At 61.6% G+C, this 21,937-nt stretch carries 20 protein-coding genes; 16 read left to right on the top strand and 4 right to left on the bottom strand.

The window, feature by feature from the left end; all coding sequences use genetic code 11:
• Positions 1-21: 21 nt before the first annotated feature.
• Positions 22-1,590, bottom strand: coding sequence for a phospholipase D family protein (locus tag ACW9HX_RS23320; protein WP_457382412.1), 1,569 nt, complete (start codon positions 1,588-1,590; stop codon positions 22-24).
• A gap of 344 nt (positions 1,591-1,934) precedes the next feature.
• On the opposite strand from ACW9HX_RS23320, the gene ACW9HX_RS23315 reads away from it, so the two are divergent.
• From ACW9HX_RS23315 to ACW9HX_RS23280, 8 genes are all read left to right on the top strand, one after another.
• A complete protein-coding gene (locus ACW9HX_RS23315; RefSeq protein WP_457382411.1) occupies positions 1,935-2,597 on the top strand; it encodes a DUF1120 domain-containing protein in 663 nt (220 codons plus the stop codon).
• Positions 2,598-2,755: 158 nt separating this feature from the next.
• Positions 2,756-3,463, top strand: coding sequence for a fimbria/pilus chaperone family protein (locus ACW9HX_RS23310; RefSeq protein WP_457382410.1), 708 nt, complete (start codon positions 2,756-2,758; stop codon positions 3,461-3,463).
• Entirely contained in the window at positions 3,463-5,886 is a 2,424-nt protein-coding gene (locus tag ACW9HX_RS23305; protein WP_457382409.1) for a fimbria/pilus outer membrane usher protein, read from the top strand. The genes ACW9HX_RS23310 and ACW9HX_RS23305 overlap by 1 nt, the downstream gene beginning before the upstream one ends.
• A gap of 13 nt (positions 5,887-5,899) precedes the next feature.
• Entirely contained in the window at positions 5,900-6,442 is a 543-nt protein-coding gene (locus tag ACW9HX_RS23300) for a hypothetical protein (RefSeq protein ID WP_457382408.1), read from the top strand.
• Positions 6,443-6,662: 220 nt separating this feature from the next.
• Positions 6,663-7,313 (top strand): DUF1120 domain-containing protein, encoded by a 651-nt coding sequence (locus ACW9HX_RS23295; RefSeq protein WP_457382407.1) that lies wholly within the window; start codon positions 6,663-6,665, stop codon positions 7,311-7,313.
• A 102-nt stretch (positions 7,314-7,415) separates the two neighbouring features.
• Complete coding sequence (locus tag ACW9HX_RS23290; RefSeq protein WP_457382406.1) at positions 7,416-8,126, top strand: fimbria/pilus chaperone family protein; 711 nt, start codon at positions 7,416-7,418, stop codon at positions 8,124-8,126.
• Positions 8,126-10,549, top strand: a complete 2,424-nt coding sequence (locus ACW9HX_RS23285) for a fimbria/pilus outer membrane usher protein (protein ID WP_457382405.1) — start codon at positions 8,126-8,128, stop codon at positions 10,547-10,549. Before ACW9HX_RS23290 ends, ACW9HX_RS23285 begins: the two co-directional genes overlap by 1 nt.
• A gap of 13 nt (positions 10,550-10,562) precedes the next feature.
• The gene (locus tag ACW9HX_RS23280) at positions 10,563-11,090 is read left to right on the top strand and encodes a hypothetical protein (RefSeq protein ID WP_457382404.1); all 528 of its coding nucleotides are present in this window, start codon (positions 10,563-10,565) and stop codon (positions 11,088-11,090) included.
• Here the strand turns inward: ACW9HX_RS23280 and ACW9HX_RS23275 are convergent.
• A complete protein-coding gene (locus tag ACW9HX_RS23275; protein ID WP_457382403.1) occupies positions 11,087-12,508 on the bottom strand; it encodes an aminotransferase-like domain-containing protein in 1,422 nt (473 codons plus the stop codon). The two genes, ACW9HX_RS23280 and ACW9HX_RS23275, sit on opposite strands and share 4 nt — an antisense overlap.
• 179 nt (positions 12,509-12,687) lie before the next feature.
• On the opposite strand from ACW9HX_RS23275, the gene ACW9HX_RS23270 reads away from it, so the two are divergent.
• Positions 12,688-12,933 carry a DUF1127 domain-containing protein gene (locus ACW9HX_RS23270; RefSeq protein WP_457382402.1) on the top strand — a complete coding sequence of 82 codons (246 nt, stop codon included), beginning with the start codon at positions 12,688-12,690 and terminating at the stop codon, positions 12,931-12,933.
• A gap of 134 nt (positions 12,934-13,067) precedes the next feature.
• Here the strand turns inward: ACW9HX_RS23270 and ACW9HX_RS23265 are convergent, their stop codons facing one another.
• A complete protein-coding gene (locus ACW9HX_RS23265; RefSeq protein WP_457382401.1) occupies positions 13,068-14,378 on the bottom strand; it encodes an NAD(P)/FAD-dependent oxidoreductase in 1,311 nt (436 codons plus the stop codon).
• A gap of 145 nt (positions 14,379-14,523) precedes the next feature.
• Between ACW9HX_RS23265 and ACW9HX_RS23260 the strand changes: the two genes are divergently transcribed.
• Entirely contained in the window at positions 14,524-14,877 is a 354-nt protein-coding gene (locus ACW9HX_RS23260; RefSeq protein WP_457382400.1) for a YkgJ family cysteine cluster protein, read from the top strand.
• A gap of 4 nt (positions 14,878-14,881) precedes the next feature.
• On the opposite strand, the gene ACW9HX_RS23255 is transcribed toward ACW9HX_RS23260, so the two are convergent.
• Positions 14,882-15,370: an Lrp/AsnC ligand binding domain-containing protein gene (locus tag ACW9HX_RS23255; RefSeq protein WP_003177284.1), complete on the bottom strand. Its 489-nt coding sequence runs from the start codon at positions 15,368-15,370 to the stop codon at positions 14,882-14,884.
• 154 nt (positions 15,371-15,524) lie between these two features.
• Between ACW9HX_RS23255 and dadA the strand changes: the two genes are divergently transcribed.
• The 6 genes from dadA to ACW9HX_RS23225 all read left to right on the top strand — a co-directional run bounded on the left by dadA (position 15,525) and on the right by ACW9HX_RS23225 (position 21,843).
• Positions 15,525-16,829, top strand: coding sequence for a D-amino acid dehydrogenase (dadA, locus tag ACW9HX_RS23250; protein WP_085731396.1), 1,305 nt, complete (start codon positions 15,525-15,527; stop codon positions 16,827-16,829).
• Positions 16,801-17,154, top strand: coding sequence for a RidA family protein (locus ACW9HX_RS23245; protein WP_457382399.1), 354 nt, complete (start codon positions 16,801-16,803; stop codon positions 17,152-17,154). Before dadA ends, ACW9HX_RS23245 begins: the two co-directional genes overlap by 29 nt.
• Positions 17,155-17,249: 95 nt before the next feature.
• Positions 17,250-18,323 (top strand): alanine racemase, encoded by a 1,074-nt coding sequence (gene alr / locus ACW9HX_RS23240; RefSeq protein ID WP_457382424.1) that lies wholly within the window; start codon positions 17,250-17,252, stop codon positions 18,321-18,323.
• Positions 18,324-18,412: 89 nt separating this feature from the next.
• On the top strand, positions 18,413-18,961 hold the full coding sequence (locus ACW9HX_RS23235) for a cupin domain-containing protein (RefSeq protein ID WP_166221791.1): 549 nt from the start codon (positions 18,413-18,415) through the stop codon (positions 18,959-18,961).
• Positions 18,962-19,143: 182 nt separating this feature from the next.
• Positions 19,144-19,557, top strand: coding sequence for a c-type cytochrome (locus ACW9HX_RS23230; protein ID WP_457382423.1), 414 nt, complete (start codon positions 19,144-19,146; stop codon positions 19,555-19,557).
• Positions 19,558-19,920: 363 nt separating this feature from the next.
• Positions 19,921-21,843: an acetyl-CoA hydrolase/transferase C-terminal domain-containing protein gene (locus ACW9HX_RS23225; protein WP_457382398.1), complete on the top strand. Its 1,923-nt coding sequence runs from the start codon at positions 19,921-19,923 to the stop codon at positions 21,841-21,843.
• The last annotated feature ends 94 nt before the right edge of the window (positions 21,844-21,937 follow it).

The following is a 21,937-nucleotide window of genomic DNA, read 5'->3' as shown; positions in this document are numbered from 1 at the left end:
TGATCGGGGTGGAGCGGGCTGCTAGAGCATCCGCTCCAGTCCCACCGTGGTGCTGAACCACGCATTGAACCTTCGCCACCAGCTGCCGGGCTCCTTGGTCAGCGTGTGCATCTGGCCGTTGTCTTCGGTAACCCAGACGACTTTTCCATCCTGCAATTTCGCCTCGTAACTCAGCGCCGGCGCCATGCCCTGCAAGGCGAGCTCCCGAACATGGGCAGCCAGTTCCGGGCTGTCCACCAGCACCCCGACTTCGGTGTTCCACAGCACCGAACGCGGGTCGAAATTGAACGAGCCGATGAACGCTTTTTTTCCGTCGAAGATCATCGCCTTGCTGTGCAGGCTGGAATCCGAGCCGCGAAACGATTTGCTGTAAAACAGGTGCGGGCCGCTACCGAAGTTATCCCCAGGCTGACGCCGCAGCTCAAACAGTTTCACGCCATGTTCCAGCAGCGCCTTGCGATACGGCGCGTAACCACCGTGCACCGCCGGCACGTCTGTGGCTTCCAGCGAGTTGGTCAGCAGGCTCACCGACACGCCCGCATCGGCACGGCCGGTCAGGTAAACCAGCCCCGGCTGGCCCGGCACGAAGTAGGCGGAAATCATCATCAGTTCCTTGCTCACACCCCGCAGCTCCGGTGCCAGTTGCGTGGTCAGCAGCAACTGCGGATCGGGTTTGCCGTCGGCCAGGACCTTGCTCGGTGCATCCCACAACGCCTGGTTCCAGGCCCAGATCAGTTCCCGGCGCCAAATGTCCATGCGTGGGTGGGTGGTGAAGGTCATCAGCTGTTGGTACAGCGCGTGATTCTGTTTGCGGGTTTCATCCAGGGATTCTTCCAGGCGAGTGCGGGTGTTCTGCAGGTCCTTGGCCGATGGCTTGCTGGAGAGGAATTCCTCGATCGGTTTGCTCAGGGCGCTGTTCCAGTACTGGTCGAAACTGTGTCCCAACTGCTCGGCCACCGGCCCGACGCTGAGCATGTCGATGTCGGTGAAGTTCAGGTTGGGCTCGGCATCGAAGTACTCGTCACCCAGATTGCGTCCGCCGACGATGGCGGCGCTGTTGTCTGCCAGCCACAGTTTGTTGTGCATCCGACGGTGTTGCAGTGACAGGTTGAACAGCCGCCCGGCCGCACGGGTTACGCCGGTGCTGCGCCCCAGGTGCAGTGGATTGAACAGGCGAATCTGGATGTTCGGATGCGCCGCCAGCGTGGCGATGATCAGGTCGAGGCCGTCGCTGGTGGTGTCGTCCAGCAGGATACGTACCCGCACGCCACGGTCGGCGGCCTTGAGCACTTCTTCCACCAGCATTCGTGTGCTGATGCCGTCGTGGACGATGTAGTACTGCAGGTCGAGGCTGCTTTGGGCGTTGCGGATCAACTCGGCGCGAGCGGTGAAGGCTTCGGTGCTGTTGGACAGCAGACGAAAGCCGGACTGACCTCTGTAGGGCGCCGCCTGGGCCTGGATCGAGCGTCCGAACGCCGATCCGCTCGCCGGCAAGGCCTGGCTTGGTTCCCGGGGAACATCCAGCGAAGCGCAGCCGCTGATCAACAGGATGAGCAACAGGGCAAACGGCAATGAGTGTCTGGAGCTCAAGTCGGATCGTTCCGGGTCGGTGGCGAGGTCAGGAGTATGGCACGGCAGGCGTCGAGTGTTATCCGTGCGGCGCCCGGAAAATCCGACCCCCGGCGCAGAGCCGTGTGTAGCTTGAGACTGTCGGCAGCGCGAGAGTTCTTAAACAGATCGGCGATTTTTCCGGCTTACATCAGCTACGCCCGGCAGCGATTTTTCCAGTGTGAATTGCGCCTTCGCCTTACATCACTGCCAGGGAGCAATTGGAATAATGACAACGCTGATTTTGAAACAGGAATTCTCCTGTTTTTCAGTAGAAGACGCGCAGCTGGCTGTCATCTTTCGGTTCTTATGGAGTGAGAATTTTCATGAACAAGACTTTTCATGCAATTGCTGTCGCAGCCGCCCTGTCACCGGCATTGGTCATGGCCGATAGTGCGGACCTGACAATCACGGGCACCATTATTCCGACCTCGTGTACACCGGCCTTCACCGGCGGCAATACGGTCGACCTTGGAGACATTCCTGCCGGTTCACTGAACCGTGATCGGCAGACCGAGCTGCAAAACCGCAACATAACGTTGAGCGTCAGTTGCTCCGCCGCCGCGCCCATGGCGATCAAAGTGCACGACAACCAGACTCATACACGGCTGCCCGGGATTGTCATCGATGGCTACGACTGGGCCATGTACATCTACGGGATCGGTGAAGTCGCGGGGGCGAAAATCGGTGGTTACGGTCTGCGATTCGGCACACCGACCGTCGACGGCCAGCCGTCGATGATCCTCTACAAACAGGGAGACATGGCCAACTGGGACACCCCCGATACGGCAACGCTGGTCGGGAAAAACACCGAGGGTGGCAACCTTCGGTACTCGTGGGGAGCGTCGCTGGCTGCAGGCCCTACACCGGGCACCGTGCATACGTTTCCCATGACGCTGGTCCCCGTCATCGGCCCGTCGGCGAGTCTGCCGATCACATCCGAGTTCGCACTGAACGGTTCGGCAACGTTCGAGTTGCTTTACCTCTGAAGGGACGCGTGATTGTGCCGGGCTTGAGGCACAACAAGGCTTTGCAGTGACTCTCGACAGGTGCGGCCTTTGCGTGGCCTGTCATTTCCAATCAACCTGATCGGCTGGCTCGTGGCCCGGCGTTGTTGCCGGCTGCGCGCTCGCCTGTGGACAAAGACATGAACGCGTTCACACGCAACGCCATCACCCGTGTACTGCTGGTGTTCTTATTGTGGCCGGGGTCGATCCGGGCGGCGGGGATGGTTCCCGAAACGCCGGTCCTGGTGCTCGATGAAGGGCTGGGCGAGGCGGGGATCAATGTGTTCAACAGCGAGCCGCATCCGGCGCTGCTGCACACCTCTGTCGAAGATGTGCCGCAAGACACGGAGTCATTGCTGCTGCTGACGCCTCCGGTCGCCCGGGTGGAGCCTGGCGCCACACAGCGTGTGCGATTCATCCTGCGCAGCGCTGAACCGCTGAAAACCGAGCGCCTCAAGCGTGTGGTGTTCGAAGGGATCGCGCCGCAGGATTCGACGGGCAAGGCGCAGGTCAGCCTGAGTGTGCGCCAGAACATCCCGGCGATCCTGCGGCCGGCAAAGCTGCCGGTCGACCGTGAGCCCTGGAAGCATCTGGTCTGGTCACGTCAGGGCACTGAGGTAAAGGTACGCAATCCCAGCCCGTATGTTGTGCGACTGGGCCATTCGGTGATGTTGTTGCCGGGTGGCAAGGAGATGGATCTGGGGCGCACCTATGTATTGCCCGGCGAACAGCTGACCTTGAGCGGGATGGCCGAGCCGGGTCATTCGCCGCTCCAGGTACGACTGTTTCCAGTGACCACTTACGGTTTCGCCATTGCGCATTTCGACGCACCGCTGGTGACGGATTGATGTATCGACGTTATCTGGCCGGCGCCGCGCTGATGATCGCTGTGGGCGCCGCTCCTGCCACCAATGGCGCCGAGCTTGTGTCCGTGCTGTTCAATCAGGATGTACTGAAATCACGCGGACTCGATCCACGTCTGGCCGACTACTTCAGCCGGGCGCCGCGCTTTCGCGAGGGCGAACAGGCTGTAAACCTGTCGGTCAACGGAGTCCCCAAGGGGCGGGTGCAGGTCACGTTCGATGCCGAAGGCCAACTGTGCTTCACGCCGACACTGCTGGAGAGGGGCGGTATCAGGGCTGCGGATCATGTCGAGTCGAGGGATGGATCGGGATGCGACCTGTTCGCCCGGTACTTTCCTGACGCTGTGGTGCAAGCCGATCCGTCGCAGGAACACATTGCCCTGCTGCTGCCCACCGACGCGCTGTCGCCCGATCGCCCGGCCCGTCGCAGCTTCCTGAACGGTGGTACGGCAGGCCTGTTCAACTACGATGCCTTATTGCTTGGCAGCCGTTTCGCCGGCCAGTCATCGCAGTACCGGAACTTGAACGCTGAACTGGGCCTGAATGCAGCGGACTGGTCGTTTCGCAGTCGTCAGGTGTACAGCGAGTTCGCCGGTCAGGATCGTCTCGAGCACCTGTATGCCTATGCCTCGCACACCTCGGAACGTTATCAGGCCAACCTGCAACTGGGTCAGTTGAATATGGTTTCGCCGCTGTTTTCCGGTGAGGCCTTCAACGGCTTTCAGGTGCAGCCGGAACTTGCCTTGATGGCGCTGGACGATGACAGCTCAGGTGCGCGGGTAGAAGGCATTGCCTATTCCACCGCGCGAATCGAAGTCACACAGAATGGTGCGCTGATCTACACCACGGTGGTGCCCGCTGGCCCGTTCACCCTGGTCGGTTTGCCGTTGCTCAGTCAGAGCGTGGATCTGGAAGTGACGGTGCATGAAGAGGACGGGCAGCAGCGGCGCTTCATCGTGCCGGCGACGCAGTTGCGTGGGGGGATGACGGGGCGGCCGGCCGGTTATGGGCTGGCGGTCGGCCAGGTAAGACGCTACGCCGGTGATGACCGTGATACGCCGTCCTTCGCCGCTGCCAGCAAGGACTGGCGGCTGGGGCAGCGCGGGCAGGTCACGGCCGGCGCCATGCTCGGCACAGGTTATGAGTCGATGGGCTGGGCGATGCAGGGCAACGTCGGCGATCGGCTGGTGCTCGGTGGCCGACAGGTGATTTCCCGGGCGCAGGATCAAGGCGTATCCGGCACACAGTTGCAGTGGACGGCCAGCGGTCTGTTGAGTGAAAGGTTGTCGGGGAGTGTCGCGCTGACCCAACAGACTCAGGGGTTCCGCACACTGTCGGACACCACCTGGGACTCGCACCATGATCAGCCGTTTCAGCGGGTGCGCAATCAACTGACGGCCAATCTCAGCACCAGCAGTCCGATGTTTGGTGGCTTATCGGCCAGCTACTCGCGGTTCTCCCTGTTTGACAGGACGACCACTTCAAGAGTCGCCCTGGCCTGGTCGCAGAACATTCGGCGGGCCAATGTGACATTGTCGGTTGAACGCGATGTTGCCGGTACGCCGGACGATGCGCGCGGCACGGCAGCCTATCTGAGTGTCAGTCTGCCGTTGGGTGCGCGGCAGACGATGCGCGGCTATGTGCGCAACGACAACGTGGGCGGCACCCGCAGCGGTCTGCGATTCAATGAACAGATCAGCGATACCCTGGCCTACAGTATCGGCGCCGAACGGCCGGATAACGGTAGTGCCGGGTTCAACGGGCGGGTCAACCTGTTGCCCCGCTACAGTCAGATGGACATGGGCTATTCCCGCAGCGGTGCCGGTAACCAGAACTATGACATCGGCTTTCGCGGCGGTGCGCTGATCCATGGTGAGGGCGTGACCCTGTCGCCCTATCCGCTGCGCGAAACCTTTGCCTTGCTCAAGGCCGGCGACAGTGCTGGCGTCAAGCTGAACACCTCGCGCGGCCCGGTCTGGACCGACTATTCCGGGCACGCCGTGGCGGCGAGTCTGCCGGCGTACAGCAAAGGACGGGTTGAACTCGACACGGCCAGCCTGGGGCGCAATGTCGATGTGCACAACGCTTACCAGGAAGTCGAAGCCGGGCGTGGTGCGGTAGCGCACCTTGCATTCGACATGGTCACCGCGCGGCGCCTGCTGTTACAGGCGCGCACCGCCGACAACGTTCTTCTGCGCAAGGGTGGAGCCGTTGTCGATGCGCAGGGGCAGTACATCACCAACGTACTGGAAGCCGGCACGATCTTTTTGCCCGATGTCCGGCCGGACACGATTTTGCACGTGGTGCTACCCGATGGCAGTCGCTGTCGGCTGTCCTACGACATCAGCGAACACCCCGACACGCAATCGCTGTACGAAACGGCGCATGCCACCTGCCACGCGGTTTAAGGAGTCAGTCACCATGCATCGTTTGAATACCGGCATGATCGGTCTGGCATTGCTCGGCAGCATGTTTGTCGCCGATCAGTCACAGGCGCAATCGGACTGTGCCGTCAGGCTGGGGCAGCCTTCCGTCGATTTTGGAGCGATGACGCGCGGTCAGTTGCTGCAACAGCCCGTAGAGAATGACCAGTTGAGTTTCGGGCGCCGACGGGTACAGATCACCGTTCAGTGTGACCGGGCAGGACCACTGCGACTTGACCTGGCGGCGCCGGCAGCGGATGCCGTGGACTATCGGTTTGGCGCAGGGGCGTTGAGGGTCCATGTGATGGCTGTCCGGGTGGATGGCAAGGCTGTGCAGTGGCTTGCATTTGAACCGGGTGTCGCATCCGGTGCGGATGTCTGGCCCGCCGGGCAAAGCCTGATTCCTGCGCGGGCGGGGGGCGCTCTGGAGGGGCAGCGCATGGACGTCGAGGTAGAGCTTGAAGGACGGGTCGGGTCAGCGCAGACCCGGGTGGCCGATCTGACCCGGTTCGAGATCGATATGCGCTTTCACGCGTACTGAAACCCGGACTCTGCGGTATGACGGTTCAAAGCATCCAGCCACGGCAGCGTAGGATCCAGCCGCCGAAGATAAATTACCTATTCAACCAGTCGTGATTTCACTGTTTAAGCGCCCCCGTTTCCTACAGATTTATCTCTCATAAGCCGCAATCATCAGCCCGCTTACTTACAGACCAGGTTTGTAGGGACTGAACTGTCAATCAAATGGAAGATTACGGCTTATGAAAAAGACATACCGTCTTGCAGTACTGGCGGCGGCGCTGCTGCCAACAATGGCAATGGCAGAAAGCGTTGACCTGAATGTCATCGGCACCATCATTCCGACCTCCTGCATTCCGGCTTTTGCCGGTGGCAGCACAGTGGATTTGCGCAAGATTTCGGCGGCGACGCTGAATCCGACCACCCAGACCCTGTTGGCCGGTCGCGATGTGTCGCTGCACATCAATTGCGATGCACCGGCTCCGGTGGAAGTGTCGGTACGCGACAACCGCGCCGGCACCAAGCTGCCGGGTATCAGTGATGGTGCCGGCCAGAGCGATCCGACGCTGTTTTACGGCCTGGGCGAAATCGGCGGTACGCGTATTGGTGGTTTCGCCTTGCGCCACGGGATCCCGGAGACCGACGGCAATGCCCAGACGCTGCTGACCCGGACGCTGGCAGCCCCGGCGTGGCGTGAGCCGACCAGCACGCTGGTCGGCAATGCGCCGCAGTTGTACTCGTGGGGCGCCAGCGCCGCGACCGGCCCGGTTGCCGCCCGCCACCACGGTTTCCCGATGCACCTGCTGCCGATCATCGGCCCAAGCAACGCTCTGCCTATTGCCAACGAAATCCCGCTGGATGGCTCCGTGACGTTCGACATGTTCTACCTCTGACGGCAGCGTCCCGGTGCCCGTCAAGGCGCCGGGACTCGCTGACGCATGCGAGCGCGGTCCGGCATCTGCCGGATCGCATCCCGGATTCCACGGATTATCCCGATGCTCATTTCTTTCAAGTCTGCTTTCAAGACGGCACTGCTGTGCCTGTTCGCATGGTTTTCAATGCCGCTGGCCCACGCCGCCGGAATGGTTCCGCAGACGCCGGTATTGTTGGTGGAGGAGGGCATGGGTGAAGCAGTGATGAACGTGCGCAATACCGACACGCAACCCGCACTGCTGCACACCACCATTGAGAACATCGAGGACAGCGACGATGTTCTGCTGGTCTTCACCCCGCCCATTGCCCGTGTCGAGCCGGGCGGCATTCAGCAAGTGCGATTCATTCTGCAAAACCGGCAACCGTTGAAGACCGAACGTCTGAAGCGGGTGATCTTCGAGGGAATCAGCCCGAGCAGTGATGCCGCCGGAGCGCGGGTCGCCCTCGGTGTACGCCAGAACCTGCCGGTGATATTGCGTCCTGCCGGATTGCCGGTCGAACGCGAGCCGTGGAAACGCCTGACCTGGTCAATCGATGCCGGTGGTGTGCAGGTCGTCAATCCGAGCCCCTATGTGGTTCGGCTGGCGAAAACCGTTGTGCCTCTGCCGGGCACCCGTTCGGTGAATCTGCCAAAGACCTACATCTTGCCCGGCGAGCGCCTGCACGCCGATTTACCCTTGCACGATTCGGTGCAGACAATGGCGGTGAGGATTTTCCCGGCTACCACCTACGGCTTTGCGGTCGATCATTACGATGCGCCGGTTACTCGTTGATGAAAGTCTGCGTTCGTTGGGGCGTGTTGCTGCTCGCGGTCAAAGGCACCTCGCTGGCGGCCGAGTCACTGGAGTTCGACGCCCACGTGTTGAGAGACCGAGGCATCGATCCTGCTTTGGCGGCGTACTTTCGTGAGGCGCCGCGCTTCACCCAAGGCGAGCATTCCGTGTCGCTTGAGGTCAACGGACAGGCCAGAGGCCGTGTGCGGGTGTCGTTCAACGAGCGCGGCGAATTGTGTCTGCACCCCCAATGGCTGAAGGCTGCCGGAGTGCGTCCGCCACCCTCGATAGACAGGTTGCGGCCGGAACAGTGCATGACGCTGGTGGAGGGATTTCCCGAAGCCGTCGTACAACTGGATCCGGGACGCGAACTGATAGACCTGCTGGTACCGACCGATAGTCTGATGTTGCCGGAGCGTGCGCCAAACAACTTCGCTCATGGCGGTACGGCCGGCGTTTTCAACTACGACGCGCTGATGGTTGGCAGTCAGCATGAAGGCCGGCACGACAGTTTTCAAAGCCTGGGCTCGGAGCTCGGTCTGAATGCCGGGGACTGGGTGCTGCGCAGCCGGCAGTCCTACACGTCGACCTCCGGCAACTCGCGGTTCGAGCACCTGTATGCCTACGGTGCGCGAACCCTGGAGGACGCCGAAGCCAGTCTGCAGGTCGGGCAATTGAATCTCGCGTCGACCTTGTTTGCCGGTGAGCCATTCAACGGTGTGCAGATCCTGCCGGAAGCGGCATTCACGCAATTACGAGCGGCGCAGGACGGCGCACGCGGGCAGGTGGAGGGTATCGCGTATTCGCCGGCCCGCATTGAAGTGCGACAGAACGGCGTGATGATCTATACCACCATGGTGCCGAGTGGGCCGTTCACGTTGCGGGCGCTACCGTTGCTGAGTAATCAGATTGATCTGGACGTGACCGTCCACGAACAGGATGGACAGGCGCGGCGCTTGCGGGTGCCGGCGGCCAGTCTCCACGAAGCGCAATGGGCAGGACCGAGCGGGTTCAACTTTGCGCTGGGCACCGTGCGACGGCTGGGCTCGGACGACCGACAGACACCTTCTTTCACCGCGTTCAGCAAGGATTGGGATTGGGGACAGGCCACCCGAATGAGCGCCGGTGTGCTCGCGGCAACCGACTACCTTTCGACAGGCTGGGGTCTGCAGCGTCAGTGGGCCGGTGGCTACGCACTGGGCTTGAAGCAGGTGCTGTCCGACGACCGCTCCCGTGGCGAGGGGGGCAGCCAGACGCAACTGACGCTCAGTGCGCCGCTGTCCGAGCAGCTGTCGACGAGCCTGGTTGCGGTGCGCCAGAGTCGGAATTTTCGTCCGCTGTCGGACACTGGCTGGAATCGGGAGCTCCAACGGGCCGAATCCCCCGGTCGCGATCACCTGGTGTTTTCGCTCACCGGCTCGGCCGATCAATGGGGCGTATTCGGGGCGACCTGGTCGCGCTATTCGACCCAGGGTGAACCGTCGCACTCGCGTCTTGGCCTGTCGTGGTCTCGCACATTGCCTGAGCGCATCAGCCTGTCATTGAACCTGGAGCGTGCTATCGGCGACACGGCGCCCGATCACCTGGGCAACACTGCTTACCTGACGCTGGGAATGGCGCTGGGTGGCCAACGAAGGTTGCGCGGCTATTTGCGCCGTGATGATCGATCCGGCCTGCGCCGGGGCGTTGCGGTCAGCGATGTGCTGAATGAAAACCTGGCTTACAACGCCAACGCCGAATACCGGGATGAGGCAGCGGCAAGTTACGGCGTGCGCTTCAATGCACTGCCGCGCTATACCAGCCTGGACGTTGGCGTCGCTCAGCGATCCGGCGCGACCGATTACGACGTGGGGCTGCGCGGCGGTGTGGCGCTGCATCGCGAGGGCGCAACGCTGTCGCCCTATCCCTTGCGCGACACTTTCGGCGTACTCAAGGCCGGTGAACGATCGGGCGTGAAACTGAACACGCCTCAAGGACCGGTCTGGACCGATGGCTCGGGCCGCGCAGTCGCGGCGAGTCTGCCCGCCTGGTCGACGGCACGGCTGGAAGTCGACCCGCTCAGTCTGTCGCGCAACGTCGAAGTACTCGACGGGGTGAAGGAAGTGTGGCCGGCACGCGGGTCGGTGCAGCATCTGGACTTCTCGCTCGTCACGGTCCGGCGATTGTTGCTCAACGTCATGACCGTCGACCGGCAATGGCTGGCCAAGGGGCTGAGCGTTCACGACGAACAGGGGCGCTACCTGACGACGGTCCAGGACGCCGGGACGATTTTTCTGCCCGACGCAAAAACGGGTCAGCGCCTGCATGTGCAGCTCCCTGACAACACGCAGTGCGTGTTGCGTTTCCCGCTTTCCGAATACCCTGAAGACAGCGCGCTCATCGAGCGGGTCGATGCCACCTGCGCCCCGGCCGAGCTGTCCTGAACGAGTGCATCTGATGAAATTTCTGCCGGTCTGGATCGTGTTGCTGTGCCTGGTATTTCAACCGGCGTCAGGCGCCGAAACGTGTCAGTCGAGCCTGTCGCCCGCGAGCGTGAACCTGGGTAGCGCAACGCGCGCCGATCTGCTGCAACGCACGGCGCTTGATGGCCGGGGGCCGGGCTTTGGCCTGCGCAGCGTGCACTTGCGGGTGCAGTGTCCCGATGTGCGCTTGATGCGTTGGGCATTTGTCGCGCCCTCCGCTGATCCGCAGCGATTCCGTTGGGCGGCGGGCACGTTGCAACTGCGCATCGTGGCCGTGCGTCTCGACGGTGCGGCGGTGCACTGGCGCCTGGACAGCGGCCAACCGCTCGAAGGTGATTTTCTGCGCCCGGGCATCCACGTCGTTCCATGGCGGGCGGACGCCGCTGCCCGGGGCAGTCTGCTGGAAGTGGAGATGGAGCTCGATGCGCGGGTCGATGACGCCTCAAGCCGCCCCGTCGATCCGGTGCGGTTTGAAGGTCAGGGCGCATTTACGGTGGATTAGTCGGCTTCGGCCAACAGCTTGATGGCGGCTGCGCCGACCTTGCGCACCGCGTCTTCGATCAGCGGTGTCGGTTTGGCCGCGTAGTTCATGCGCAGACAATTGCGGTACTTGCCCGAGGCGGAAAAAATGCTGCCGACGGCAATCTGTACGCCTTGATCGTGCAGCGCACGATTCAGTTTCAGTGTGTCGAAACCCTCCGGCAGTTCGACCCAGAGCATGAAGCTGCCCTGTGGGCGGCTGGCGCGGGTGCCGGCCGGAAAATAACGGGTTACCCAGTCGATCATCACGTCGCGATTGCGCTGGTATTGCGTGCGCATCCGCCGCAAATGCGGTTCGAAGTGGCCGGCCTTGAGGAATTCGGCGATGGCGATCTGCGGTTGCGGCGCGGTGGAGCCGGTGCTGATGTATTTCATGTGCAGCACGCGTTCGAGATACCGACCCGGGGCAACCCAGCCGATGCGCAGCCCCGGCGCGAGGGTCTTGGAGAACGAACTGCACAGCAAGACGCGGCCGTCTTCGTCAAAGGATTTGATCGTGCGCGGGCGCGGGTAGGTGTAGGCCAGTTCGCCATACACATCGTCTTCGATGATCGCCACGTCGAAACGCTGGGCCAGGTTCAGCAGGGCGCGTTTACGCGACTCCGGCATGATGTAGCCGAGGGGGTTGTTGCAGTTCGGTGTGAGCTGGATGACCTTGATCGGCCATTGCTCCAGCGCCAGTTCCAGCGCTTCGAGGCTGATGCCGGTGAGCGGGTCGGTAGGAATTTCCAGGGCTTTCATGCCCAGTCCCTTGAGGGTCTGCATGGCGCCGTGGAAGCTCGGCGAGTCCACCGCGACGATGTCGCCGGGCTCACAGATCGCGTGGATGCTGGTGGACAGCGCTTCATGGCAACCGGTGGTGACGACGAGGTCGCCGGCACTCAACTGGCAGCCTGAGTCGAGCATCAGCCGGGCAATCTGCTCACGCAGTTCGAGGGTGCCGTGGATGTTGTCGTAATACAGACCGGGCATGTCCTGACGGCGGCTGATACGGGCCAGCCCGCGCAGCAGCGGCTTCATCGTCGGCGAGGAGATGTCCGGCATGCCGCGACCCAGTTGCACCACGTCTTTGCGTGGCACTGCGCGAATCAGCTCCAGCACCTGATCCCATTGGGAAATCTCTACCGGCCGTTGCGCAGGGCGCCCGACTGCCGGGAGTTCCGGCAGCTCGCGACCGACCGGCACGAAGTAGCCGGATTTTGGCTTGGGTGTGGCCAGGCCGCTGTCTTCCAGCATTCGATAGGCCTGCTGCACCGTGCTCAGGCTGACCCCGTGTTCTACGCTCAAGGCGCGCACCGACGGCAGGCGATCACCAGGACGGTAGAAACCTTGTTCGATGCGCGTGCCGAGCAATTCGGCGAGGTTCACATAGAGCGTCATGGCACTGCCTCGATGCAGGTGATTCGTTAAACCAGTACAGATGCGGCGTAAATCGACAATTCAGTCTCAGGAACAGCAAATCTGTATGGAATTAATACGGATGTGTTGAATCTGTAATGCTTTTGTCGACCCGCGCATCATGGAATCTCTGGCTACCCAAGTAAACAGGAGCATTGAAAATGAACGGCTTGAGCGATGTGCGGCTGACGTTACACAGTCGGGAACTGGAGGCAGGGCAACAGGACAGCGCGCGCAACGAGATCATGCGCAACGCACCGTCCGGGCTGAGTCGCTGGAACCTGTTCTGGCATCGTCTGCACACGCGCAGGGCGTTGCTGAATCTGACGCCGGAGCAACTCAAGGATGTCGGCTTGACCCGGGAGCAGGCGCTGGAGGAGGGGCTGACGCCGTTCTGGCGGATCTGAACTCTTTAGCGCCTGTTTCGGCCTCTTCGCGAGCAAGCCCGCTCTCACATTTGACCGTGTTCTCCAGGCGGAGCGCGGTCACCTGTGGGAGCGGGCTTGCTCGCGAAGGCGTATTCAGGGCCTCAACAAAAACATCAGACCAGTTCTTTAAGGCGATGCCACAACATCCCCAACGCCAGCAGCGGCGAGCGCAGATGCTTGCCGCCGGGGAAGGTGATGTGTGGCACTTTGGCGAACAGATCGAAACCACCGCTGTGCTGGCCGCTGATGGCCTCGGCCAGCAACTTGCCCGCCAGGTGTGTGGCATTCACGCCGTGACCGGAATAAGCCTGGGCGTAATACACGTTCGGCTGGTCGGTGAGCCGGCCAATCTGTGGCAAACGGTTGGCGCCGATGCCGATCATTCCGCCCCACTGATACTCGATCTTCGCTGAGGCGAGCTGCGGGAACACCTCCAGCATTTTCGGTCGCATGTACGCAGCGATGTCCTTCGGATCACGTCCCGAGTAATGGCAGGCACCGCCGAACAGCAGGCGCCGGTCGGCGGAAAGCCGGTAGTAATCCAGCGCCACCCGCTGGTCGCAGACCGCCATGTTCTGCGGCAGCAGGGCGTGGGCCTGTTCTTCGCTCAGGGGTTCGGTGGCGATGATGTAGCTGCCGGCCGGAAGCACTTTGCCACTGAGTTGTGGGTTCAGATTGTTGAGATAGGCGTTGCAGCCGAGCACCAGCGTTTTCGCCCGCACCGAACCTTGTGCCGTATGCACCCGGACTTCCGGGCCGTAGTCGATACGGATGACCGCCGATTGTTCGAACAGCTTCACCCCCAATTGCTGCGCCGCCGCAGCTTCGCCCAATGCCAGGTTCAACGGGTGCAGGTGACCGGAGCCCATGTCGATCAAGCCGCCGACGTAGCGTTTGGAACCGACCACGGTGTGCATCTCGTTCGCTTGCAGCAGGCGGGTTTCGTAGCGATAACCGAGGCTGCGCAGTTCCTCGGCATCTTCGGCGAAGTCTTCCAGATCGCGGGGTTTGTTGGCGAGGTCGCAGTAACCCCAGGTCAGGTCGCAGGGAATCTGAAAACGCTCGACGCGCTGTCGGACGATTTCCACCGCTTCCAGGCCCATGAGTTTCATCTGACGCACGCCGTCGATGCCGATCACGTTGGCGAACTGGTCGAGACCGTGACCGACCCCGCGAATCAATTGCCCGCCGTTGCGGCCGCTGGCGCCCCAGCCAATCCGGTGTGCTTCCAGCAGTACAACGCTCAAGCCGCGTTCAGCCAGTTCCAGTGCGGTGTTCAGCCCGGAGAAGCCGCCGCCGACCACGCACACATCAGCAATCAGCTCACCTTGCAGCACCGGATAGTCGGGTTGCGGCAGGCGGCTGGCGGCGTAATAAGAGGCAACATGGGGCTGGCTCGCGAAGGCTTGGGCGCGGGCATTCATGGGCGTCATCCTGAGCGGGTGTCGAGAAAATTTGACGGAGCATAAGCCGCAGGCCCGAGGCCGGGCAACATTGGTCGGCCGATGGTGTCTGGATCACGGCTTTTGCGGCACAATTACCGCCTATTTCACGCCGGTTATCGCTGCAATGAGCTGCAACAGTCAGAAAATCCGCACCTTGCGTCAGCAGATTCCCACATTCGAGTGTGTGCCGGGCTGTCACGACTGCTGTGGGCCGGTGACCACCTCGCCCGAAGAAATGGCCCGGCTACCGCGCAAGACTCGCGCCGAGCAGGACGCGGCCATGGAAGAACTCAACTGTGTGCACCTGGGGCCGAACGGCTGCACGGTGTATGACGAGCGGCCGCTGATCTGTCGGTTGTTCGGGACCACCAAAACCTTGCCATGCCCCAACGGCCGGCGGCCGGTAGAGCTGATTCATCCGCGGGTCGAGAAACAGGTGTTCGAGTACATGGCCGAGCATCGGCAGGTGCTGGTCTGAGCGTTCAGTCTGGAATCGGCAGGCTCAGGCTCTCTTTCACTTCTTCCATCACGATGTAGCTCTTGGACTCGCGCACATGCGGCAGCTTGAGCAGGATGTCGCCCAGCAGTTTGCGGTACGAGGCCATCTCGGAAATCCGCGCCTTCACCAGATAGTCGAAATCCCCTGACACCAGGTGACATTCCAGCACGTGGGGCAATTTCAGCACCGCACGTCGGAACTCTTCGAAAGTATCGCCGGATTTGTAGTCGAGGCTGATCTCGACGAACACCAGCAGACTACCCTTCAAGTGCTGCGGATTCAGGCGGGCGTTGTAGCCCATGATGATCCCCTCGCGCTCCAGGCGCCGCACCCGCTCGGTGCAAGGCGTGGTGGAGAGCCCGACCTTCTCGCCCAGTTCGGTGAATGAAATCCGCCCGTCCGCCTGCAGGATCCGCAAGATGTTGCGGTCGATCTTGTCCAGCTCACGTTTGGTCTGAGTGTTGGTACGCATAGGGGATGCGCCTCCGTGAAAAGGGTTTTTGCCGAGAATTGTCGCCAAATATAGGCGCTTATACAGTGAAAAGCACTGGCGAATCTTTTTTACACTGCGCGCATCATTGCTCTAACAACAGACGTACGCGGCACGCCGCGAGAGGGATACAAAAATGCGCGTTATGGTCTTGGGTAGCGGCGTCATCGGTACCGCCAGTGCTTACTATCTGGCCCGTGCCGGGTTTGAAGTGGTGGTGGTGGACCGGCAGCCAGCCGCGGCCATGGAGACCAGTTTCGCCAACGCAGGCCAGGTCTCGCCGGGTTATGCCTCGCCGTGGGCCGCGCCGGGCGTGCCGCTCAAGGCCATCAAATGGCTGCTGCAACGCCACGCGCCTTTGGCGATCAAGGCCACCGCCGACATCGACCAATACCTGTGGATGGCGCAGATGCTGCGCAACTGCACTGCCAACCGTTACGCGGTGAACAAGGAGCGCATGGTGCGTCTGTCCGAATACAGCCGCGACTGCCTCGACGAATTGCGCGCCGAAACCGGCATCGCCTACGAAGGCCGCAGCCTGGGCACCACCCAGCTGTTCCGCACTCAGGCGCAGCTGGATGGCGCTGCCAAGGACATCGCCGTCCTGAAAGAGTCCGGCGTACCGTTCGAAGTCCTCGATCGCGCCGGCATTGCCCGTGTCGAGCCGGCCCTTGCCAGCGTCACCGACATCCTCGCCGGTGCCCTGCGCCTGCCGAACGACCAGACCGGCGACTGCCAGATCTTCACCACCCGCCTCGCCGAAATGGCCGTAAACCTGGGCGTGGAATTCCGTTTTGGCCAGGACATCCAGCGCCTCGACTTCGCTGGCGACCGGATCAACGGCGTGTGGATCGACGGCAAGCTGGAAACCGCCGACCGCTACGTACTGGCCCTCGGCAGCTACTCGCCGCAACTGCTTAAGCCGCTGGGCATCAAGGCTCCGGTGTATCCGTTGAAGGGTTACTCGCTGACCGTGCCGATCACCAACCCGGCCATGGCGCCAACTTCGACCATTCTCGACGAGACCTACAAGGTCGCGATCACCCGTTTCGACAACCGCATCCGCGTCGGCGGCATGGCGGAGATCGCCGGTTTTGACCTGTCGCTGAACCCGCGCCGGCGCGAAACCCTGGAGATGATCGTCAACGACCTTTATCCTCAGGGCGGCAATCTGGCCGAAGCGAGTTTCTGGACCGGCCTGCGCCCAACCACGCCGGACGGCACCCCGATCGTCGGCGCCACTCCGTTCAAGAACCTGTTCCTGAACACCGGTCACGGCACCCTCGGCTGGACCATGGCGTGCGGCTCCGGTCGTTTGCTGGCTGACCTGATGGCGAAGAAAAAGCCGCAGATCAGCGCCGAAGGCCTCGATATTTCCCGTTATGGCAACAAGACCCAGGAGTCCGCAAAGCATGGCAATCCAGCGCCAGCTCACCAATGAGCGCATGAGTCAGATCGTCAGCCACAACGGTACGGTGTATCTGTCCGGGCAGGTCGGCGATGACTTCAACGCCGGGGTGGAACAGCAGACCCGCGACGTCCTCGCCAATATCGAGCGTCTGCTGGATCTGGCCGGGACTGACAAGCAGCATCTGCTGTCGGCGACGATCTACCTGAACGACATCGAGGTGCACTTCGCCGGGATGAACTCGGTGTGGGACCAGTGGCTGCCCAAAGGCGCCGCACCGGCCCGTGCCACCGTTGAAGCGAAGATGGCCAAGCCAAGCATTCTGGTCGAGATCTCCATCGTCGCCGCGTTGCCGTAACCCGTTGTAAAGATCCCTCTCCCGGTGCTGTTGGCGGTTCACGTCGTCAGCCAGCGCCGGTTTTTATTCCCATGACCGCCAAGAAGTCTGCTGCCATGCGTCCTGCCCGTGCCCTGATCGATCTAGAAGCCCTGCGTCACAACTACCGTATCGCCCGTGAAGTCACCGGTGCCAAGGCACTGGCGGTGATCAAGGCCGATGCCTATGGCCACGGCGCAGTGCGTTGCGCCCAGGCGCTGGAGGCTGAAGCGGACGGCTTCGCGGTGGCGTGCATCGAAGAAGCCCTGGAGCTGCGTGCTGCCGGCATTCGTGCGCCGGTGCTGTTGCTCGAAGGCTTTTTCGAGGCCGATGAGCTGGCGTTGATCGTCGAGTACGACTTCTGGTGCGTAGTGCATTCGCTGTGGCAGCTCGAAGCCATCGAGCAGGCGGCGTTGAGCAAACCGATCACCGTGTGGCTGAAGCTCGATTCGGGCATGCACCGCGTCGGGCTGCATCCGAAAGATTACCCGGCGGCTTACCAGCGTCTGCTGGCCAGCGGCAACGTGGCGAAAGTCGTGCTGATGAGCCACTTCGCCCGTGCCGATGAACTGCACGAGCAGAGCAGCGCCGATCAGGTTGCAGTGTTTGAAGCCGCCCGTCAGGGGCTGGCAGCCGAAGTCAGCCTGCGCAATTCGCCAGCGGTGCTTGGCTGGCCACAGATTCACAGTGACTGGGTGCGCCCGGGCATCATGCTCTACGGCGCCACCCCGTTCGAAGAAGCCAACGCTTTGGCCGAGCGCCTGCAACCGGTGATGACGCTTGAATCGAAAGTCATCAGCGTACGCGAACTGCCGGCCGGCGAGCCGGTGGGCTATGGCGCGAAATTCATCACCGACAAACCGATGCGCATCGGCGTGGTCGCCATGGGTTATGCCGACGGTTATCCGCGTCAGGCGCCGACCGGCACCCCGGTGCTGGTGGCCGGCCAGCGCAGTCGCATTCTTGGCCGGGTGTCGATGGACATGCTGTGCATCGACCTGACTGACGTGCCGCAAGCCGGCCTGGGTTCGACCGTCGAGTTGTGGGGCAAGAACATCCTCGCCAGCGACGTGGCGAAGTGGGCGGACACCATTCCGTACCAGATCTTCTGCAACCTGCGTCGGGTGCCAAGGCTCTATTCCGAGGGTTGAAGCTCAAGCGGGGCCCAAGTGTTGTAAATACTGAACGCTGTCGCCATGATAACGCTCAATATTTCTACAACACTCAGGAGGCCCAAGCCTTGGACGTCGGTGAACGACTGCAATCGATCCGCAAGCTCAAAGGGCTTTCCCAGCGTGAACTCGCCAAGCGCGCGGGCGTCACCAACAGCACCATTTCGATGATCGAAAAGAACAGCGTCAGCCCTTCGATCAGTTCTTTGAGAAAGGTTCTGGGCGGGATTCCCATGTCCATGGTCGAGTTCTTTTCCGAAGAAATCCTGCAGGAAAAACCGACCCAGATCGTCTACAAGGCCAACGAGCTGATCGACATTTCCGACGGCGCCGTGACCATGAAACTGGTCGGCCGCGCGCACCCGAGCCGGGCCATCGCGTTCCTCAATGAAATCTACCCGCCGGGCGCCGATACCGGCGAAGAAATGCTTACCCACGAAGGCGAGGAAACCGGGATTCTGGTGGAGGGTCGTCTGGAGCTGGTGGTGGGCCTTGAAACTTTTATTCTCGAAGCCGGCGACAGCTACTACTTTGAAAGTACCAAACCGCATCGTTTTCGTAATCCGTTCGACTTGCCTGCGCGACTAATCAGCGCAGCCACGCCGGCGAATTTTTAAATCGAGAGACGCCAGGCCATTGTGGCCAAGGTGTCCGCACTGTTTGACCGATGCGCAACAAGACCCCTTTAACTTTGGGGTTGTTTCAGTGTGGCGGGCTACCCGCTATACTTGCGCCCGCCTGCGAACCGTGGCCGCAGGCGTGAATAGCCACCATTGAGGGTGAACGCGTGAATCTAATTATGAAAATGCTGGCTGCACCAGCAACCGTACTGGCCCTCTGGGCTGTCAGCGCTCAAGCTGCGACGAATGACGAGATTGCCAAACGCCTCGAGCCCGTCGGCCAGGTCTGTGTTCAAGGGCAAGAGTGCAAGGGTATGGAAGTCGCTGCCAGCGCAGGCGGCGGTGATGCCAAGACCCCTGACTCAATCATTGCCGGTCATTGCGGCGCTTGTCACACAGCGGGTCTGTTGGGCGCGCCGAAAATCGGTGACACGGCCGCCTGGAAAGACCGTGCCGATCACCAGGGTGGTCTCGATGGCCTGCTGGCCAAAGCGATTTCCGGCTTGAACGCTATGCCACCGAAAGGCACCTGTTCCGATTGCACCGATGCCGATCTGAAAGGCGCGATCCAGAAGATGTCCGGCCTGAAATAAGCCGCGCTTCTGATGAAAAAAACCGTCTTCGGACGGTTTTTTTGTGCTCGAAATTCAAGAGTCCCCCTCACCCCAGCCCTCTCCCCCAGGAGAGGGAGCCGACCGAGGTGTCTGGCGTCCGACATCGACCTGAAAGACCTTGTCGATTATGGATTCGGCAAAGATGTGTCAGGTCGGCGTTTTCCTTCAGCATCCCCCAATCAGTCCCCTCTCCCTCGGGGAGAGGGCCAGGGTGAGGGCAGCGATCTCAATCCGTAAACAAATCCGGAATCAAACGCCAATCCGATCCCCAAGCTGTTCATTGCAGCAAACTCAAGGCAAGCTCGGTCTACCCCTATTCACGGAACGGGCAGGAGGCTTCAGATGGTGCAGTTGTGTTCGATCGAACAGGCAGTGGACGACGTACTGGCAAGGTTGCCGGCGCACATCCACATGGGCCTGCCGTTGGGACTGGGCAAACCCAATCTCTTCGTCAATGCGCTGTACCGGCGGATTGCCGGATTGCCTGAACGGCAACTGACGATCTACACCGCCCTGTGCCTTGGCCGACCTTCGCTGGGCGACGGCTTGCAGAAGCGCTTCATCGAACCTTTCGTCGAGCGGGTATTTGGCGATTACCCGGAACTGGAGTTTCTCGCCGACCTGCACCGCGACAGCCTGCCGGCCAACATCCGCATCGAGCAGTTCTTCATGCAGCCCGGCAGCCTGCTCAACAGTGCGTCGGCCCAGCAGGACTACGTCAGCAGCAACTACAGCCACGCGGCCCGTGACATCAACGCGGCTGGTCTGAATCTGGTGGCGCAGTTGCTCGCCAGCAGCAGTGAGCATCCCGATCGCCTGAGCCTGAGCTGCAACCCGGACATCACCCTCGACCTGTTCCCGATGATCGCCAAACGCCGGGCGGCGGGGGAGACCATTCTGCTGGTCGGCCAGGTGCACACCGAGCTGCCGTACATGCCGGGTGACGCCGAAGTCGATATCGACACCTTCGACCTGCTAATCGACGAGAAGGACAGCAGCACGCTGTTTTCCACGCCGAACATGCCCGTCGGGCTTCAGGATCACTTCATCGGCCTGCACGCCAGCACGCTGGTGCGCGATGGCGGCTCCTTGCAGATCGGCATCGGCTCGATGGGTGATGCGCTGACCGCTGCGTTGCTGGCGCGTCAGGCCGACAATGCCGGCTACCGGGGTTTGCTGGCCGATGTGAACCTCAGCCAGTGGGCACAGTTGATAGAACGCGAGGGCGGTATCGAGCCGTTCGCCAAGGGCCTTTACGGTTGCAGCGAAATGTTCGTCAACGGCTTGCTGGTGCTGGCGGACGCCGGGATCATCCGGCGCAAGGTCTACCCGGACGTGCAGACTCAGGAGCAGGCCAATGCCGACACCCTCGACGAGGCGGCGCAAACCGACGGCATTTCAGTGCATGGCGGCTTCTTCCTCGGGCCACGCAGTTTCTACGAGCGTCTGCGCGAGCTGCCCCACAGCAAACGTCTTGAATTCAACATGACCCGCATCAGCTACATCAACGAGCTGTACGGTCAGGAAGAGCTCAAACGCCTGCAGCGTATTGATGCGCGATTCATCAACACCGCGTTCACCATGACGTTGCTCGGTGCCGGAGTGTCCGATCAACTGGAGGATGGCCGGGTGCTCAGTGGCGTCGGCGGGCAGTACAACTTCGTTGCCCAGGGTCATGCGCTACACGATGCGCGTTCGATTCTGCTGCTGCGCAGCTGGCGCGAATCCGGCGGTGACGTCAGTTCGAACATCGTCTGGGAGTACGGCCACTGCACGATCCCACGGCACCTGCGTGACATCGTGGTGACCGAGTACGGCATTGCCGATTTGCGTGGCAAGACGGACGCGGTGGTGATCGAGGCGCTGTTGAACATCAGTGACTCGCGCTTCCAGCAGGGCCTGATCGAGCAGGCGCAAAAGGTCGGCAAGTTGCCGAAGGACTTCCGCCTCGATCCACGCTTTACCGACAACACCCCGCAACGCTTGCAGGCGATTGCCGCACGGCATCCGAACCTGTTTCCGGAGTATCCACTGGGTTGCGATTTCAATGAGGTCGAAAAGGATCTGTTGCGGGCGCTGAACTGGCTCAAGAGCAAGTTCAAGCTGACGGAGATTCTTGAGCTGGGCAAGGCCGCGCTGGATGCGCCGGAGGCTTCGCTGTATCCGGAGCATCTGGCGCGCATGCAGCTCACCGATCCGGAAGGTCTGAAGGAAGACCTGTTTCAGCGGCTGTTGCTCACTGGCCTCAAAGCCACCGCGCAATAATCCCCGGCACAAAACCACTGTGGGAGCGGGTTTGCTCCGGGCGGCGTTCCGACGAAAGCGGTTAGTCAGACACCGAAGATGGAGACTGAACTGA

The sequence above is a fragment of the Pseudomonas sp. SDO52101_S400 genome (assembly GCF_054071635.1).
Note: the sequence above shows the minus strand (reverse complement) of the source record. Positions and strands in the feature narration are given on the sequence as shown.